Annotated in this window: 14 protein-coding genes; 10 read left to right on the top strand and 4 right to left on the bottom strand. The window is 66.1% G+C overall.

The genetic code is table 11. From position 1 onward, the window contains the following. Position 1 precedes the first annotated feature (1 nt). From J2850_RS23600 to J2850_RS23590, 3 genes are read right to left on the bottom strand one after another with little or no spacing between them, the layout of a single operon-like run. Entirely contained in the window at positions 2-1,369 is a 1,368-nt protein-coding gene (locus J2850_RS23600; protein ID WP_209987247.1) for an AMP-binding protein, read from the bottom strand. A 43-nt stretch (positions 1,370-1,412) separates the two neighbouring features. Beyond that, a complete protein-coding gene (locus J2850_RS23595) occupies positions 1,413-2,045 on the bottom strand; it encodes a COG4648 family protein (protein WP_209987244.1) in 633 nt (210 codons plus the stop codon). Further along, positions 2,045-2,311 carry a phosphopantetheine-binding protein gene (locus J2850_RS23590; protein ID WP_246513441.1) on the bottom strand — a complete coding sequence of 89 codons (267 nt, stop codon included), beginning with the start codon at positions 2,309-2,311 and terminating at the stop codon, positions 2,045-2,047. The genes J2850_RS23595 and J2850_RS23590 overlap by 1 nt, the downstream gene beginning before the upstream one ends. A 774-nt stretch (positions 2,312-3,085) precedes the next feature. Between J2850_RS23590 and J2850_RS23585 the strand changes: the two genes are divergently transcribed. From J2850_RS23585 to J2850_RS23565, 5 genes are all read left to right on the top strand, one after another. Beyond that, positions 3,086-4,873: an MFS transporter gene (locus J2850_RS23585; RefSeq protein ID WP_307354515.1), complete on the top strand. Its 1,788-nt coding sequence runs from the start codon at positions 3,086-3,088 to the stop codon at positions 4,871-4,873. Between the two features lie 145 nt (positions 4,874-5,018). Continuing rightward, positions 5,019-6,077 (top strand): alpha/beta fold hydrolase, encoded by a 1,059-nt coding sequence (locus J2850_RS23580; RefSeq protein ID WP_246513439.1) that lies wholly within the window; start codon positions 5,019-5,021, stop codon positions 6,075-6,077. A 9-nt stretch (positions 6,078-6,086) separates the two neighbouring features. Beyond that, entirely contained in the window at positions 6,087-6,683 is a 597-nt protein-coding gene (locus J2850_RS23575; RefSeq protein WP_209987240.1) for a histidine phosphatase family protein, read from the top strand. A 46-nt stretch (positions 6,684-6,729) separates the two neighbouring features. Continuing rightward, a complete protein-coding gene (locus tag J2850_RS23570; protein WP_209987236.1) occupies positions 6,730-8,406 on the top strand; it encodes a methyl-accepting chemotaxis protein in 1,677 nt (558 codons plus the stop codon). 676 nt (positions 8,407-9,082) lie between these two features. Continuing rightward, positions 9,083-10,186 (top strand): YeiH family protein, encoded by a 1,104-nt coding sequence (locus tag J2850_RS23565; RefSeq protein ID WP_209987234.1) that lies wholly within the window; start codon positions 9,083-9,085, stop codon positions 10,184-10,186. Positions 10,187-10,652: 466 nt separating this feature from the next. Here the strand turns inward: J2850_RS23565 and J2850_RS23560 are convergent, their stop codons facing one another. Further along, positions 10,653-11,258 (bottom strand): TetR/AcrR family transcriptional regulator, encoded by a 606-nt coding sequence (locus J2850_RS23560; RefSeq protein ID WP_209987231.1) that lies wholly within the window; start codon positions 11,256-11,258, stop codon positions 10,653-10,655. Between the two features lie 88 nt (positions 11,259-11,346). Here J2850_RS23560 and J2850_RS23555 point away from each other — a divergent pair, with 88 nt between their 5' ends. From J2850_RS23555 to J2850_RS23535, 5 genes are all read left to right on the top strand, one after another. Further along, a complete protein-coding gene (locus J2850_RS23555; RefSeq protein WP_209987228.1) occupies positions 11,347-12,414 on the top strand; it encodes an aldo/keto reductase in 1,068 nt (355 codons plus the stop codon). 514 nt (positions 12,415-12,928) lie between these two features. Then, positions 12,929-13,573 (top strand): helix-turn-helix domain-containing protein, encoded by a 645-nt coding sequence (locus J2850_RS23550; protein ID WP_209987225.1) that lies wholly within the window; start codon positions 12,929-12,931, stop codon positions 13,571-13,573. 39 nt (positions 13,574-13,612) lie between these two features. Further along, entirely contained in the window at positions 13,613-14,614 is a 1,002-nt protein-coding gene (locus J2850_RS23545) for an alpha/beta hydrolase (protein ID WP_209987222.1), read from the top strand. A 462-nt stretch (positions 14,615-15,076) separates the two neighbouring features. Beyond that, complete coding sequence (locus J2850_RS23540; RefSeq protein ID WP_209987218.1) at positions 15,077-15,466, top strand: (R)-mandelonitrile lyase; 390 nt, start codon at positions 15,077-15,079, stop codon at positions 15,464-15,466. A gap of 12 nt (positions 15,467-15,478) precedes the next feature. Further along, positions 15,479-16,723 carry a flavin monoamine oxidase family protein gene (locus tag J2850_RS23535; protein WP_209987214.1) on the top strand — a complete coding sequence of 415 codons (1,245 nt, stop codon included), beginning with the start codon at positions 15,479-15,481 and terminating at the stop codon, positions 16,721-16,723. The last annotated feature ends 237 nt before the right edge of the window (positions 16,724-16,960 follow it).

The following is a 16,960-nucleotide window of genomic DNA, read 5'->3' as shown; positions in this document are numbered from 1 at the left end:
CCTAGTCTTGTCGCGTGTCGTGGAGCAGCCGCAGCAGCGCTTCGCGCGGGAGCTTGCCGGTGGGGTTGCGCGGCAGGGCATCCACGAAGCGGAGCGGCCGCGGCAGGAAGATCGGGTCTATCCGTTCGCGTAGCCGTCCGAGAAGCGTTTCTGTGTCCAGGTCGGGCGCCACCACCAGAGCGGCCAGCCGGGTCGTCCTGGCGCCGTCGTCGCGCGGCATGAAGAAGACGCCGTCCCGGACCCCTTCGATCGAGTTGAGATGGTGGTTGAGGTAGGCCAGCGAACTGCGTTTGCCGGCTATGTTCACCTGATCGGCCGAACGGCCGTGCAGGATGAACCGGGTGTCGCTCTTAAGCTCGATCACATCGGCCAACAGGGTTTCACCATCCAGGAACTCGCCCGAAGCCCAGGTTCCCTGTTCGTCCTGGCGCAGGTGGATGCCGTCGATGCAGAGCCATTCCGCCGTGGCGCTGGTGCGTCGCAGCGCGAGCTGGCCGGTCTCCGAGCAGCCGTAAATCTCGTGGAGGGGAGCCCCCATGCGTGCCTCCGCATCGGCAGCGAGCTGTGGGGCCAGCGGTGCCGTGGCGCACAGGATCAGGTCGATCGGCGGCAGTGCCGAGCCGTCGGCCAGCAGGGCCTGCAAATGGACCGGCGTGGTCACCAGGATGCGCCGTTCCGGAAAGACGGCGAGCCCGGCGGCGATGTCGGCCGGGAACAGCGGGCGTCTGGCATGCATCACCAGCCCGTGCTGGAGCGACAGCAGGGCGACCGACTCCAGCCCGTACATGTGCTGGTGCGGCACCGTTCCGACCAGCCCGGCACCCTGCATGGCCGCCAGGCCAAGCACCTTGCCGGCGCCACGGACGCTGCGCACCAGGGTTCCCCAGCTCTTCACCTGCGGCATCGGCCGACCGGTGGACCCCGACGTGAAAGCGATTGCCGCAACCTGGTCGGCCGGGAAGGCGAGGGCATCGTCACCGGATGCCAGTCCGGCGCGTTCCAGCCCTGCCAAGCCGCCGGACGGCAATGCCTCGACCTGGTCGAAACCGGGGTAGTGAACGCCTGCGTCGGTCAGGCAGACCAGATCCGGATAGCTTTCCTTGATCTGGTGCAGCGTGGCCGGGGTATCGCTGGGGGGGAGCAGGCTGATCTGCCGACGCAGCAGGGCCGCACCCAGCCCGATCGTGAAGCCCAGCCGGTCCGCACACAGGTTCAGCACATGCGCACGTTCCGGCAGCCGCAGCGCCAAGCCGTGCACGGCGGCGAGGAAATCCCGCACCTTCACGGCGGCACCGTCATGCCATGCGAACAGGTCGTCGGGACCACGGTGCCGGATCAGGGGAAGGCGGGTGGTGGACAGCATCGTCATCGCTCGGCGATCCGTCTTGGCCATAACCGTTCGCTCACCGCCGTCATGGTTTCGCCCGCTCGGAGAAGACGCGGACGACATCGGCGATCGAGCCGTGGGCGTAGTTGCGGAACCTGCGCAGCCGGTACGCGTATTCCAGCAGGAACATCGTCGCGACCAGAGGCAGGTCAAGGATATTGATGAAGAAGGACCAGGCCGCTTCGCTCGCCGATTGGAAGAGGAGGGCCGACATCGCCAGTTGCCCGGCGAAGAACAGGCACCAGGCGATCGTCACGCGGCGGGTATAGACCAGCATCTCTTCCGTCAGGCTGCCGCGGATCTTGCGGGCCATGGTCGTGACGAGCGGCTCGTTCCCAGGCCGCAGTGTGCGGCCGAACAGAGCCAGGAGGCCAAAATAGATGGCGGCATGGTTGAGTGCCGCCGCCGCCAGCAGTCCATGATGGGTGGAGTGCCACGACAGAGCGACAACGGTCGCCGCCGCGACCAGCGCGAGCCAGCGGTGGCGGCGCGATGCGCGGCCGACCAGCAGCCCCGTGGCAGCGGCCTGTACCAGCACCAGGGCCATCGCCGTGCCGGCATGCAGGTCGGTGACGATGGCGCCGTGGAGGAACAGCGGATAAAGGGCGATGACCGAGAGGCCGGCGCCGACCCCGAGCCAGTTGGCCGCCTCCCGCATCAGGATGCTTTGAGATTTTGAATATGATTGGTCAGCGTGCGCAGCGAGGCGAAGATCTTCGTGTTGTTCTCGTCGTCCGCCCTCAGCTTGACGCCGTAGGCCTTGGATACCGCGAGCGCCACCTCGAGGATGTCGATGGAATCGAGGCCAAGGCCCTCTCCATAGAGGGGCGCTTCGGGGTCGATGTCGTCAGGAGCGGTTTCGAGCGTAAGTGTGTTCACGATCAGGGCGGCCAGATCGAGTTCAGAGGGTGACGCGGTCTTCAAGTCACTCATCATGCCTCACCAAAACAAATCCAGTCATACCCCGGTTGACCTACTCCTTCGGATTTATCCCCAAGGCACGGAAAACCGCATTCACGCATGATGATTCGCGCAAACTGACGCCACGATAGCCACGCTCACCAAGGCGCGCCATCATTATTTTTGCTGTGATCGAGATGCGGAATTTCCCATCGGACAGCATTATGGACTTGGTTTGACGACGATCGAAAAGCGGGACCGTTTTTCTTTCACGATGGCGGACCGGGCTTATGGCGGGAAGTAGGCGAAACGCGCCTCGCCATCCCGCAACCGGAACCTACGCACGGGAACTCTGCTGTGCATGAGCGACGGTCGAGCGGATCGCCAAGTGCGGGACGGAACGCAGGAGTTAAGAAACAATGCGACCCTCCCTCTCTCAGGTTGTAGGCTTCCGCTTTTGAGTACATGTTCAGAAACATGATCTCGCAAAGGATGTGGCGACTGCGACGGCCTGATGCTTTCAAGCGGCAAATTTTTTATGGTTAAGAAGCAATTAGCGAGCGATAGGTGGTATTACGCACGGAGTTGGACGGTTGGCTATGTCGAAACGGTAATAAATCGCGGAAGATCATACGAAAGACGGCTTTTTACAGAACATTTTCAGCATCAGCGCTTCAAACAATCCAACATACCTAAGTATGTTCAACGCGCCGATCATATTTATTTTCGCTGCAATTTCGGTTTACCAAATCTTTGGAGTTAGGATCTAACCTCCAGCTCACTTCCTTGAAAATGTGAGTGTGCCTGGAGCGTTTTATGCAACCCGCATTGGTCGTGCGTCCCCGCCTAACGCTGCCCCTGCTGACGATCTTCTGCCTCTCCCTCCTCTCCTATCTGATTTTTGCAAAATTTTACGCGATTTGCGGCCAGCAGAGCTTTGGCTTCACCGGACTGTCGACTGGTTTCTCCGGTCCGCAGGCACAGCACGATGGAACGGCACTGTGCAACATGCGCGACCATATCCGGGTGGTTGCAGCCTTGCCGATGGCCGCAGTTGGCATTCTGGCGCTCCTGCTGCCATCGTCGATGCGTCTTGCCGGTGCCACTCCATTTCGTGGGCTGATCCCGGTCACGCTGGCCATTGTGGCGTTCGCGGCCGGCCTGGTGCCGCGCCTGACCGGAGTGCTGGAGCCGACGGCACTGCGATCGTTCCTCCTGGAAGCTGCCGTCATGGCGGCGGTGTCGCTGCTTCTGGCCTTCGAGGTGCTCCTTCTGCTGGCGGCACGGCCGGCGCCGCTGGCACGGGCCTCCGGCGAGGACAGGGAAGGCGGCGTGGCCGCCATGCGCTTCGCCCTGTTCCTGTTCATGCTGGCGGAGGAACTTTCCCGCTCCTTCCTGCCGCTCTACGCGCGCGAACTCTATGTCCCGGTCGCCGGCCTGTCGGAAACCCTGATGATGGGCTTGCCGATCGGGCTGTTCATGCTTCTGGTTGCCGTCTTCACGCCGTTTGCCGGCGTCTGGGCCGACCGGTTCGGCAGCCGCCGTACGCTGCTGCTGGGTGTCCTGCCCGCCGTGGCCGGCTTTGCGGGAACCGCCGCGGCCCAGTCGCTGACCGAATTGCTGCTGTGGCGGAGCGCCTGCGCGCTCGGCTACGCGGTGATGTTCATCGCCGCGCAGGGCTTCATTGCCCGCCATACCCCGGTGGGACAGCGCGCACGCGGCATGGCGCGGTTCGTCGCCGCCGTGATCGTGGCAGGGCTGTGCGGTGCGCCGATCGGCGGCATCCTGGCCGATCATGTCGGCCCCCGTGCGACCTTCCTGGTATCGGCGCTGCTGGCTCTGGCGGCCGCGGGCACCACGCTGCTGCTGCCGGCCGATCACCCGGGAGCCGGGCAGGCGTCGCCCTTTCGGCTGCGCGTGGCCGCCGGTCTCTTCCGCAATCCGCGCTTCATGGCGCTGCTGCTCTTCTCCTCGGTGCCGACCAAGCTGATGTTGACCGGCTACCTGTTCTACCTCGTCCCGGTGTCGCTTCATGCCGCCGGGGAGACGCCGGCGGGCATTGGCCGCATGATGATGCTCTATGGCCTGATCATCGCCCTCTTCGCGCCCCGGCTTTCGCATGTCGCCGACCGGGCCGGACGGCATGCGCTGTTTGCCGGCATCGGCGGGCTGATCGGAGGCGCCGGCACGCTCGTGGTCCTTCAGGCGCCTGGCGTGCCTGGCATCGTGGCCGGCATTGGGGCACTCGGCATCGCTCATGCCCTCAACAATTCCACGCAGTTGGCGCTGGTGCCGGAGGTCTGCCGCGACGAATGCGACCGGATCGGCTCCACCAGTGTCTTCGCGGTCTACCGCCTGCTCGAACGTGGCGGTTCGGTGGCGGGGCCCCTGCTGGCGGCGGCGCTTGCCGATCGCTTCGGTGTGCAGGCGGCACTTGGCGCACTCGGCGTGCTCGGCATGCTGTGCGGGACCGCATTCTGCGCCGTCTTCCTGCTGGTCCCGTCGCGGGACCGGCCGGCATCTCCTGTTCCCAACCGTACTTCGGCCCCCCTGTTCGTCCAAGGAGGCGATGACGCCCATGCCTGACCAGATGCTCGTCGAGCCCGTACTCACCGGTCCGGCCACCGCGGTCCTGCGGAGCAGCACCGGCATTCCCGCAGCCGTCGATGGTCTTTCGGCGGACCACCTTCCTTCCGGCCCCCTCGCAAAGCCGCCGCTTCCGGCGACCCCAATGGACGCGCTTCGCGCAGCGCTCGACCGGATCGGCTTCGCTTCGGCCGAGCACATGACCTGGAAGGACTACGAGAAGATCATGCGCTCGATCGAGCCGCTGATCGGGGGCGGGCATACGCTGCGCCGGTTCGATTATACGCACACGGCGGCCTTGCAGCCGGGCACGGTGGAACGGCTGCGCAACGACTACACTATTCCGCTGGCCTACACGGAGTGGGGCAGCCCGCTGCAGCCGACACTCATCTGCCTGGGCGGCATCGCCAATTCGGCCCGGCGTTTCGACTATCTCGCCCGTGCGCTGTCGCGCCGCTACCATGTGCTGTGCATGGACTGGGCAGGGCGCGGACGCAGCGGCTGGCTGGCGGAGCAGTCGGATTACAGTTTCGAGGCCAATGTCGCCCAGGTGCTGGCGCTCATCCGGCACAAGCGCCTGGAGCGCGTCACCCTGCTGGGCTCCTCGCTCGGCGGCAGCGTGGCCATGCGGGTGGCCGCCGAGGCGCCGGCGCTGGTCGATCGCCTGATCCTCAACGACATCGGGCCCTTCATTCCGACGGAGCGTCGTCGCCGTCGAGCGGAGTCGGTGGCCCGTCATTACGTGTTCCGCCACCCGGCACAACTCTTCCACCGGACCGGCGCCGCCCAGAAGAACGACGGGCCGGTGGATGATACCGTGCTCCTCCACAACAGCTTCCACCAGACCCGCTGGTGCGGGGAGAATTGCGGGCGTGTCTATCGCCACGACATTCGTGCGCTGCAGTGCTACCGCGATGGCGCGGCGCAGGACCATGAGCAATGGGACGACTGGCACCGCATCGGCTGCCAGATCCTGCTGGTGCATGGGATGATGAGCGATGCGCTGCTCGACTCCACCATCGACCGCATGATGGGGAAGCCGCGGGTCAGCGTCCTTCATGTTCCCGACGTCGGCCATACGCCGACGCTCAGCGACCCGCTCCACATCGACATGCTCGACCGCTGGCTGGACGCTCCGCAGGCGTTCCCCGCCCAAAGCACCGTCGGCTGGAGCGGTGCCGCCGACCGCATCCTGTTCCGCTAGGCGCCGGTCATGGATGAGTTCCATTTTGTGCGCCACGGCCAGACCGCGGACAACCAACGCGGCGTGCGGTGCGGCGGCGACCGCGACGTCCCTCTTACGGATTTCGGCATCGCGCAGGCCCGCCGGGCCGCGGAGCGCTTCGCCGTCTCCGGTGCGGGATGCCGTCTGGTGGTCGCCGGCCCGCTGCAACGCACCCGTGTGACAGGCGCCCTGTTCGCCCAGGCCCTCGGCGTGCCCCTCCTGGAACGGGAGTGGCTGCGCGAGCGGAAGCTGGGGCACTGGAACGGCCTGCCGATCGACCTGACCCGGCCCTGGTTTGCGGCAGGAGACACTCCTCCCGGCGGCGAGAGCGAGGAGAGGTTCGCCACCCGCGTCCTGGACGGCATCGCCGACCTCGGCGGCCTTCTGGCCGAACGGCCGCTGCTGGTCGGCAGCAAGGGCGTCGGCCGCATCCTGCTGCACCGCCTCGCCGGCCAGCCGGCGATGGAACTGGGCAATGGCGAAGTGGTCGGGTTCACGCGAAACGCGGACCCTGCCGACGGAGCCGGACGGTGGGCATGTACCCGCCAGCCGGTCCAGGACGATACGAAACCCATCGATGCATAACACCGCGTATCCCACAGGAAACGGGATTATTGAGGAGAACCGGGCGATGAAGCTCAAGATTGGCACGCGGCTCATGCTGCTGGTGTTCGGTGTGGCACTGCTCAGCACGCTGGCCGGCGCCACCGTCCATTTGACGGGGATGCGCGAGAACATGATCGAGCAGCGCAAGGCAAAGGTGAAGGAGATGGTCGATGCCGCCGTTTCCGTCATCACGCTGTATGGCGACCAGGAGAAGGAAGGCAAGATGTCCCGCGCCGAGGCGCAGGAGCGGGCGCGCGCCACCGTGCGTGCCATGCGCTACGGCAATAGCGAGTATTTCTTCGTCTACGACTATGAAGGTGTCAGCCTGGTGCATGGCCTGCGGCCGCAGGTCGAGGGCAAGAACCTGCTGAACCTGAAGGACCCCGACGGCGTGTCCTTCAACGTCCTGATGACCGAGGCGGCCAAGTCCGGCGGCGGTTTCGTCGCCTTCCGCCACAAGCGCAGCGATGACGCCGAGCCGACGCCGAAGATCGCCTATGCCGCCGGCTACCAGCCTTGGAAATGGATGATCGGCACCGGCGTCTACACCGACGACGTCGATGCGGACTTCCGCAACCGCGCCAGCCGCGAAGGACTGGTCACCCTGCTGCTGCTGGCGGCCAGCGTCGGCATCGGCATCTGGGTATCGCGCGGCATGACGCGCCCGCTGCTGGCGATCCGCGACGTCCTGGTCCGCATCGGCGGCGGCGATCTGGCAGCGACCGTTCCCCACGCCGGCCGCCCGGACGAGATCGGTGACATGGCCCGTGCCGTGGCCGGGCTCGCCACCACCCTTCAGGCCGCCCACGACGAAGGCCAGCGCGCCGAACTGGAGCGCGCCGTCCGCGACCAGCAGCGCGAGCGCCTGTCCGTCCGTGCCGCAGAGTTCGCCCGCGCCATGGACGAGGTGGTGGCGACGCTTGCCACCACCACGGTGGCCCTGAACGAGCGCACCGCCGCCCTGTCCAGCGATGCCGCCAGCACGACCGACCAAGCCCATGCGGCCGCCGGTGCCGCACAGGGGGCGTCGGACAGCGTCGAATCCGCCGCGCTGGCCAGCGAGGAACTGCGCGGCTCCATCGCCGCCATCAGCCGCCAGGTCGAAAGCGCCGCCCAGACGGCGTCGCGCGCCGTGACCGAAACCGCCAACACCACAGGTATAGTCACCGGGCTGGCCTCCGCCGCCGAGCAGATCGGCGCGGTGGTCGAACTGATCAACTCCATCGCTGGGCAGACCAACCTGCTGGCGCTGAACGCCACCATCGAAGCCGCCCGCGCCGGGGAGGCCGGCAAGGGCTTCGCCGTCGTCGCCAGCGAGGTCAAGAGCCTGGCCACGCAGACAGCTAAGGCGACGGAGGACATCCAGTCGCAGGTCGGGGCGATCCGGGCGGCGACCGCAAATGCCATCGGCGCCATCGAAGGCATCGCCAGCCTGATCACCAACCTCAGCGGGCTGAACGGCGAGGTCGCCTCGGCGGTGCAGCAGCAGGAGGCGGCCACCCACCAGATCTTCGCAAACGCCCGTGCGGCTGCCGACAATTCGCGTCGCGTCACCAGCAGTGTCGGCGCTCTGTCGGGCACCATGACCGCCACCAGTGACCGCATGCGTCTGGTCTCCGCGAGCGTTCACAGCGTTTCCGAGCAGTCGGAGCGGCTGAAGGACGAGGTGCGCCGCTTCGTTGCCGAGGTGAACGCCGCCTGATCCGGGCGTCGAACTCCTGATGTTCTGGCCCCCGACGGTTCTTTCCGCCGGGGGCCGGCGCGTCAGCCGGCGCCTCGCGTCAGACCGGCTCCGCCGCCTGCGCCTGGACCTCGGCCGGCTAGCGCTTTCGGAGCAGCAGGGTACTGACGGTCGACTGGGCGGGCATTCCCATGGACCGGTATGTCAGTGCGGAAGCGGCCGCCGCAGCGAGATCGGCGACCGCCGGGACGTCCATCGCCCAAATCGGGTCGAACGACTGCAGCCGATCCTGGTGACCATCGGCCATCCTGTCGACCACCGTCGGCTGGCCAGCCAGCTTCTGATCCTCAATAACATGGTGTGGATCACCAGCCTTGGGCGCCTTCCTGCCGTCGGACGCTCCTGTTCGCCTATGATGCGGCGGGAAAACGGGTGGCGGCGCCCAGGTATGGCTGGATTGGGGGGCTCATCACAGGCGGCATCGGCACGCGGAGTCAGGTTCAGGGTTGGGGCCGGCAGCGGGAAGCGAGGTTGGCTTTCCGGAAGCGTGAGGTCCGAAACCCATAAAGCGGATCGATCAAACGCATCAAGACGATGCGTTGGATGTGATCGATCGCCCTCTCCATAGTCCTTTTCAACGGAACGCCCGGCAATGTGGCCCGGCATTCCTGCTCGAAAAGCGACCAGGAGATGATTCATGACCTACAGAGCCACGGCACCCGCTGCGGTGGTGCCCGGGCGTGGTCTGATTGACCGCGCTACCCTGCTGATTCCCGGGCTTGGTCTGTGTGTCGCGGTGACCGTGGCGGCCTTCGCGGTTCAATGGTGTGAGGAGGGATTGTTCGGCCAGGCGTGGCTCGAAGCGCTCGTGCTGGCCATCCTGATCGGCACCGCTTTACGGACGGCCTGGACTCCATCGGCGCGCTGGTTTCCTGGAGTTTCCTTCTCCGCCAAGTTTCTTCTGGAAGCGGCGGTGGTTCTGCTGGGTGCCTCGATCAGTGCCGCAACCATCCTGTCGGCCGGTCCGGCGCTTCTGCTCGGCATCGCCGGCGTGGTGGTTGCGGCGCTGGCGGCAAGCTATGGCATCGGACGTCTGCTCGGATTGCCGATACGGTTGGCGCTGCTGGTGGCGTGCGGCAACTCGATCTGCGGGAACTCGGCCATCGCCGCCGTGGCGCCGGTGATCGGTGCCGATGGCGATGACGTCGCGTCTTCCATCGCCTTCACCGCGGTGCTCGGCGTCGCCGTCGTTCTTGGCCTGCCGCTGCTGGGAATGGCGTTGCATCTCAGTGGCCTGCAGTACGGGGCATTGGCCGGGCTGACCGTTTATGCGGTGCCCCAGGTGATCGCGGCGGCGGCACCGCTGGGCGCCATCGCCGTGCAGGTCGGCACGTTGGTGAAACTGGTGCGCGTCCTCATGCTCGGCCCGGTCTGTCTGCTGTTGTCGCTGCTGGCACCGCGCCTGCGCGAGGAGGCCGACGAGCGGCCGCCGCACGTCACTGCCGGCGACCGGCCGAGGCCGGGTTATCCACCCGTCCATCATCTGGTTCCCTGGTTCATCCAGGGCTTCCTGGTGATGGTCGCCCTCCGCTCGCTCGACCTCATCCCGCATGGTGCGGTGGAGCCGATGGGCCACGCGGCGACCTTGCTGACGGTCGTGTCGATGGCGGCCCTGGGTCTGGGCGTCGACATCCGTACGGTGGCTCGGGCGGGGGGACGGGTGACCGCCGCCGTCATCCTGTCGCTTCTGGTGCTGGGCGGCATCAGTCTGGCTCTCATCCACGCCATCGGTTTGGCCTGACCGCCGGGCCACGACCCACGAGCTAGCCGGGATCAATGCTGGACTTGCGGTCTGGTTCTATCCTGTGATCGCTGTGTCCCCCAAAACACATCCCCGGGGACCGGCGGTGTGCCGGCGAGGGGAAGGCGGAGCAGTTTCCTGCGCGACGCGACGGGGGAACGGGCATGCATCGACCGTAGCAGGCCCTCTTCCGCAACATGCCGGCGGCCTCCCCCTTCCACAACAGCATACTCGTTTGCCTTGCGGCTCTCGAAGTGCCGCACAGCCATCGAAGCCATGTGACTGCTGCCGACTGCGGGCGTTCCTCGCGTGCGGCGGCCCATCAGGCACCGGAACGCGGGTAAATGTAGCAGGCTCCGCGTCGCTTCACAGGACCCGTTCGCCCACCTCGCGAGTGGAGCGTCTTGCACCGTGCATGACCCACCGTCTCGTGCAACGTCCCCACGACGAAGGCGCGAGGTGAATGTCAGTTAGAATTTTGGGGCGCGTTCGGGCGTCGTGGCTGAAGCTTGATCGAATCGTCTGAGCCGACGGTAAGGAGTGATCCAGCAATAATGCCGAACAAATGTTCCGCACGAGAGCCAAAGGATGGTTGATCACCAATCCATCCAAGTGCGCCGATGATCGCGAAAAGATCGAGCCCACTGATGTCCGGGCGAGCAACTCCCGCTGTTTGTGCATTTTCCAGAAGCCGTGCTCCGGCCGATCGCAAATTAGAGCACGATGCGTGCAACGCGGAATTGACATCGTCCAGGGCTGCCGACATGACGGCAACAGCACCGTTATAGCTCCGCACAAATCGAACAGCGTCATTGATCCATAGCAGGAGCGCCTGTTGAGGCGGCTCCGTCTGCTCAAGTTTGGCGGCTTCACGCGTCAGTTCATCCAACGTCTTGCGGAGCAACGCTTCAAGAAGCGCCTCCCGTGTTGGGAAGTGCCGATACAGCGTCGCAAGCCCGACATCCGCTTTCCGAGCGATATCGCGCAGCGATGCCTCTACGCCATGCTCTTTGATGACCTCGCCGGCAGTCGCCAGCAGGTGGGCATAATTCTTCTTCGCGTCGGCGCGCATAGCTCTCCCTTGACAAACGGAGCAGTGCTCCGATTATAAGGAGCGCTGCTCCGTTTATATGTGTCACTCACGAATAGGGATAGAGGAAATGGCAGCTAGCTTGCGATACAAGCCCTTTGGCAAGCACACGGGCCTGCGCGTCTCGGAATACGTGTTGGGCACCGCGAACTTCGGCGTCGCTTGGGGTGGCCACGGCGCCGAGCCCGACGAGGCTCGCCGAATCCTGGACACCTATGCCGAGGCCGGTGGCAACTTCATTGACACCGCCAACGGTTATCAAGAGGGCCAGTCGGAGGAGTTTCTTGGCGATCTGCTGACCGGGCGGCGCGACGAGTTCGTGTTATCGACCAAGTTTGCCGTCAAGACGAATGCGGACTCCGGCATTCTCGTCACCGGCAACAGCCGTCAGGCGATGGTCTCATCGGTCGAGGCGAGCCTGAAGCGGCTCAAGACGGATCGGATCGACCTCTATTGGGTGCACGTCGACGACGGCGTGACGCCGGTAGATGAAATCGTGCGCGGCTTCGACGACCTCGCGCGCGCCGGGAAGATCCTCTACGCTGGCCTTTCCAACTTCCCGGCCTGGCGCATCGCCCGGGCCGCCACGATCGCCGAGCTGCGCGGCACCATCCCAATAGCCGGCATTCAGGTCGAGCACAGCCTCGTCCAGCGCGCGACCGAGCAGGACGTAATCCCGGCCGCGCAGGCGCTTGGCATTGGCGTCGTCGCCTACTCGCCGCTCGGGGGCGGGGTGCTGACTGGCAAGTATCGCGAGGGCAAGGACCAGGCGCGGCGTGACGAGGCATGGGCTGGCGCCGGCTTCCAACCCGAAAACACCCCGCAGCGCACCGCAATCATCGACACGTTGATGGAGGTTTCGAAGGAGGCTGATGCATCACCGGGCGAGGTCGCCATAGCGTGGGTCGCCTCAAAAGGGTCGCTGCCGATCGTCGGGCCGCGCACGCTCTCGCAGCTCGAAGCCAACCTTTCCGCTGCCAAAGTCAAGTTGTCGCCGGAGCAGATCGGACGCCTCGACGAGGTAAGCGCGATCCCGCGTGGCTACCCTTACACAGTGCTCGACGCTCCACGGATCAAGGACCTGATAACCGGCGGCAAGGATGATCGGATCGACGCTCCGGCCGAACCTGTAGCCTAGCATTACAGTTGCGCTTCACGCCTATGGGCTTGGTTGGCGATGGCCTGATGCCATCGAGTCCAAGTGATCCGTGTCCCTGAGTGGTGTAGGGTCTGGACCGCTCACGTGGTTCGCCAGCCGGTCTGGCCGGATTGTCAGGCGGGCACGGCGGGCAGATTGACGACGGGAATTGCCGAGTGGAGCGATAGCTTCCAGCGTCATGGGGAGGTGCGGGGGCCGGGTCCCCGCACCTCCTACACCACCCCCTGAGGTACGAGCTGCGGAACTGCGGCAAGGCGATACCTTCGGGACCGCGACGCTGCTGGACGAGGGACAAGCACCGGAACGGGCTGGGCGGGCGAACCGGATGGATCGTCGATGCCTTCTGATTATACAACAAAAAATTTCTGTTTGTATTTTGCCTGAGCAGAACAATCAACAAGTAGATGAGCTATTTTCCTACTTGTAAGATAGGTATAGATGGTGTTCAATCCTCCTCGGCCCTTTCAGGCAATGGTTCCAGGAGCGATGTCTCATGACGATCGGTACCGAACCCGTATCAAGGCGTTCCGACACCGCTCCCGATGATGAGGTTGGTACGCCGTTGTCCGGGGAGCATCAGGTCAGTCAGTTCATCGGTGCGATCGCCGAGAACCTGCGCAATTTCCGGCGACGGCAGGGGCTGTCGGTGGAAGGCTTGGCGCAACTGTCCGGCACGCAGGCCGCGACCCTTGCCGCAATCGAAGGCGGCCTCCATACGCCGGACATCGCGACCCTGTGGACAGTGGCGAAGGCGTTGGATTTGTCCTTTTCCAGCCTGCTCAGTTCCGGCGGCGATGTCGGCACCACGGTGATCCGCCGGTCGGAGTCGCGCAGCCTCACCTCCAGCGATGGCCGGTTCGCATCCCGGGCGCTGTTTCCGTTCAGGGGCGAGAGACAGGTCGAGTTCTACGAGCTTCGGCTTGCCCCGGGGGCAGACATCGCCGCTGAAGGCCATCCGCTGGGAACCGTGGAGAACATCCTGGTCGGCCGCGGCGCGGTCACCATCGCCACGGGCGACGGAACCCACCGGCTGGAGGAGGGGGATGCGATCCTGTTCGAGGCCGATTCTCCTCACAGCTACCGCAACGATGGTGACGGAGAGGCGGTGCTCTTCCTGGTGATGTCCTACGTCCTGTGACCGCGAACCGCTTACCCACAGATTTCCGGGAGCCATGTAATGCCGGATGCCTTCGCCGTCCCGGTGCGTGAACTGCTTGATCCACAGGTCCTGGCACTCAACGCTCTCGCGGCGTCCGCCGGGTGGCCGCCGGCCGATCCACTCGCGCTGCCGCTGGCGGAAGCGCGAGCCGCGGCGGAGCGGCATCATGCGTTTCTCAATGGTCGGGCTCCGGTTCCCGTGGTGGTTCAGGACGTCGAGGCGGCCGGCCCGGGCGGGCCGCTGCGACTGCGTTTGATCCGCCCGCCCGGCGAGGCCTCCGCCCATCTGCCGGTGCTGATCTATTTCCACGGCGGCGGCTTCGCTTTGAACAGCATCTACACCCACGACCGGCTGCTGCGTCTGCTTGCCCGGCATGGCCGGGTGGCGGTCTGTGCCGTCGCCTACAGCCTCGCGCCTGAGCGCCGCTTTCCGTTCCAGCACGAGGAGGCGCTGTCCGCCCTGCGTTGGGTGGTACGGCATGGCCCTTCCCATGGGCTGGATCGTGAAAGGCTGGCCGTCGGCGGCGACTCGGCGGGGGCCAATCTGGCTCTCGGCCTTGCGCTGGCCAGCCGCGGCGAGCCAGGGCCTCCGGTTTCCTTCGGGCTGCTGTTCTATGGCATGTTCGCCCATGATTTCGACACCGCGTCACACCGGCTGTATGGTGCGGGAGGCTTCGGCCTGACCACGGAGCGGATGCGCTGGTACTGGCGGCAATATCTGGGAGAGCACACGCCTGCCGCTGACGCATGGGCGGCGCCGCTGCTCGCCGATCTCCGGGGGTTGCCGCCGCTGTATCTGGCGGTCGCCGGGCTGGATTGCCTGCGCGACGACAGCCTGCGCCTCGCCCGCCGTCTGGAAGAGGCGAAGGTCCCTCATCGGGTGGCCCTGTACGAGGACCTGCCCCACGCGTTCGCCGGGATGACCCGGTTCGTGCGACGGGCGGAGGTGGCCGTGATCCAGGCGGCATCAGCGGTTGGCGGCCATCTCCGCGGCCAACCGCTCGCCCTTGCGAATGGATGAACAATTCCCTCCTGGCGGAGCCCCGGTTTCAGCACCCGGTTCCCAGATGCGAAAGCCATGCCCATGCTTGAGTTGATCTTTCGATCCGCGGTCGTGCTCACCGGTCTTCTATCCGTCCTGGCCGCCGCCGGTCTGGTCACCGCACTTCCCTGAGCATCGACGAGATGGCCTGTTTCGGTGTTTGACCGGATCGGCCCCCCGCCGGATCGGCCATTTCCGCGCAAGCCCTTCGACCGGCAGGGTGAAGGCGGCGGACGGCTGGCAGCGCGGGTGGAGTTCCGCTCCTCCGCCACCGGCAGGAAAGCGTTGAGGTCGACCAGTTCTTCGCGTCGCATTGATGAACTCCGGACATGACGCCATGTCTGCCATGGCAACTGGTCTGGGCCGGACCCAGCCCCAGTTCTTTGCCTGCCGTCGGCGTTTCCCCTCCATCCGCCGGCACCAACCGCAGGGAGACGGGTGATGGACATCAAGCGCAGCGGTGCACAGCCTTCGAAGGCCGGCCCCGAGGAGTATTTCACCGGCCGGGTCCGTATCGATGCCCCGTTCAGCGGCAGCGGCAAGCTGAGCGGTGCCACCGTTACGTTCGAGCCGGGGGCACGCACGGCATGGCATACCCACCCCCTCGGCCAGACCCTGCTGGTCACCGCCGGCCTCGGCCGCGCCCAGCGTGACGGCGGACCGGTGGAGGAGATCCGTCCCGGCGACATCGTCTGGTTCGCGCCGGGCGAGAAGCACTGGCACGGCGCCGCCCCCGATTGCGCCATGACGCACATCGCCGTCGCGGAAATGGAGGATGGCAGGGCGGTCGACTGGCTGGAGCAGGTCACCGATGATCAGTATGCCGGCTGACCGGATACAGGCATGACTGAGGCGCCCGACATCGCCATCATCGGCGCCGGCGCGGCCGGCATCGCCGCAGCGCGCCGCCTGGCCGGAAGCGGGCTGTCCTGCCTGCTGCTGGAGGCGCTGCCACGTCCGGGCGGTCGTGCCTGGACCTGCCGGGCGGCGGGCATGACGCTCGACCTCGGCTGCGGCTGGCTGCATTCGGCGGAGCGCAATCCATGGACGCGCATCGCCGAGGAAAGCGGCTTCGTCGTCGACCGCAGCCCGGCCGCCTGGCGCGACCAGTTCCATGACCTCGGTTTCCCGCCGGCCGAGCAGCGGGCGGCGGATCAGGCGCTCGATCGGTGGAGCGGGCGGATCGCCGACGATCCACCCGCCAGCGACCGCGCGTCGGATGCGCTGGAGCCGGGCGGCCGCTGGACCGCCTATCTCCAGGCGATCAGCGGCTATCTCAGCGGCGACGAACTGGAACGTGTGTCAGCCCGCGACTATGCCGCCTACGACACCGCTGCGACCGCCTGCAATTGGCGTCTTCCTGCGGGATACGGCACGCTGATCGCCGCCAGCCTGCCGGCCTCCGCGGCCCTCCGCCTGAGGACGCCGGTCGAGGCGGTGGCGCTCGACGGCCGCGGGGTGGCCTTGCGGACGGCGCTCGGCACGCTTCAGGCCCAGGCCGCCATCGTCACGGTATCCAGTACCGTGCTGGCAGGCGACGCGATCCGTTGGCCCTCGGCGCTCGACCCCTGGCGCGAGGCGGCGTCATGTCTGCCTCTGGGCGCAAACGAAAAGCTGTTCCTGGAAGTTGTCGGGGACGGGCCGTTCGAACCGGAAACCCATGTGCTGGGCGATCCCCATGACCCGGCTACCGGCAGCTACTACATCCGCCCTTTCGGCTTGCCGGTGATCGAGTGCTTCCTCGGCGGCGCCGGGGCACGCGCCATGGCGGACCGGGGATCGGCGGCGTCCTTCGCCCGTGCCGTCGACCAGATCGCCACCCTGTTCGGCGAGTCGGTTCGGCGCTGCCTGCGTCCACTGCTGGCATCCGATTGGACCGGCACGCCGTCGGTGGGCGGCGGCTACAGCCATGCGCTGCCCGGCCATGCCGTTGCCCGCGCCGTGCTGGCCCGTCCGTGCGATGACCGGCTGTTCTTCGCTGGCGAGGCGACCCACGCCACTGATTTCTCCACCGCGCACGGTGCCTATCAGAGCGGGATCCGCGCGGCGGAGGAGGCGATCGCGGCGCTGGAGGCCCGTGGTCGATAAGGAGCGAACGGGACGGCCGCCTCAGGAGGGGAAGCGCTGCGGCTTCCTGTGCCCGGACATCTGACGTTCATCGATCGGCTGTTGCCGTTGATGGTTCCCTCTTGCGGTTGTCCTCCCGTCGGGGAGTGGCCGGACCTTTGCCTCCATCCATGTTGTTGTTGGGCACTGGGGCTCATGGTCGCCGCGGGGGCGCCCAAAGGAGACAAGGACGCGACGATGGATATGGAGCGCGGACAC

The organism is Azospirillum picis (assembly GCF_017876115.1).
Taxonomy (GTDB): Bacteria; Pseudomonadota; Alphaproteobacteria; order Azospirillales; family Azospirillaceae; genus Azospirillum; species Azospirillum picis.
This window is presented reverse-complemented; position numbering and strand designations above follow the sequence as displayed.

Excerpts from the sequence above, each read along its gene's own strand:
- J2850_RS23600 (WP_209987247.1), bottom strand. The coding sequence starts at position 1,369 with ATGACGATGCTGTCCACCACCCGCCTTCCCCTGATCCGGCACCGTGGT.
- J2850_RS23595 (WP_209987244.1), bottom strand. The coding sequence starts at position 2,045 with ATGCGGGAGGCGGCCAACTGGCTCGGGGTCGGCGCCGGCCTCTCGGTC.
- J2850_RS23580 (WP_246513439.1), top strand. The coding sequence starts at position 5,019 with ATGGACGCGCTTCGCGCAGCGCTCGACCGGATCGGCTTCGCTTCGGCC.
- J2850_RS23575 (WP_209987240.1), top strand. The coding sequence starts at position 6,087 with ATGGATGAGTTCCATTTTGTGCGCCACGGCCAGACCGCGGACAACCAA.
- J2850_RS23570 (WP_209987236.1), top strand. The coding sequence starts at position 6,730 with ATGAAGCTCAAGATTGGCACGCGGCTCATGCTGCTGGTGTTCGGTGTG.
- J2850_RS23565 (WP_209987234.1), top strand. The coding sequence starts at position 9,083 with ATGACCTACAGAGCCACGGCACCCGCTGCGGTGGTGCCCGGGCGTGGT.
- J2850_RS23560 (WP_209987231.1), bottom strand. The coding sequence starts at position 11,258 with ATGCGCGCCGACGCGAAGAAGAATTATGCCCACCTGCTGGCGACTGCC.
- J2850_RS23555 (WP_209987228.1), top strand. The coding sequence starts at position 11,347 with ATGGCAGCTAGCTTGCGATACAAGCCCTTTGGCAAGCACACGGGCCTG.
- J2850_RS23550 (WP_209987225.1), top strand. The coding sequence starts at position 12,929 with ATGACGATCGGTACCGAACCCGTATCAAGGCGTTCCGACACCGCTCCC.
- J2850_RS23545 (WP_209987222.1), top strand. The coding sequence starts at position 13,613 with ATGCCGGATGCCTTCGCCGTCCCGGTGCGTGAACTGCTTGATCCACAG.
- J2850_RS23540 (WP_209987218.1), top strand. The coding sequence starts at position 15,077 with ATGGACATCAAGCGCAGCGGTGCACAGCCTTCGAAGGCCGGCCCCGAG.
- J2850_RS23535 (WP_209987214.1), top strand. The coding sequence starts at position 15,479 with ATGACTGAGGCGCCCGACATCGCCATCATCGGCGCCGGCGCGGCCGGC.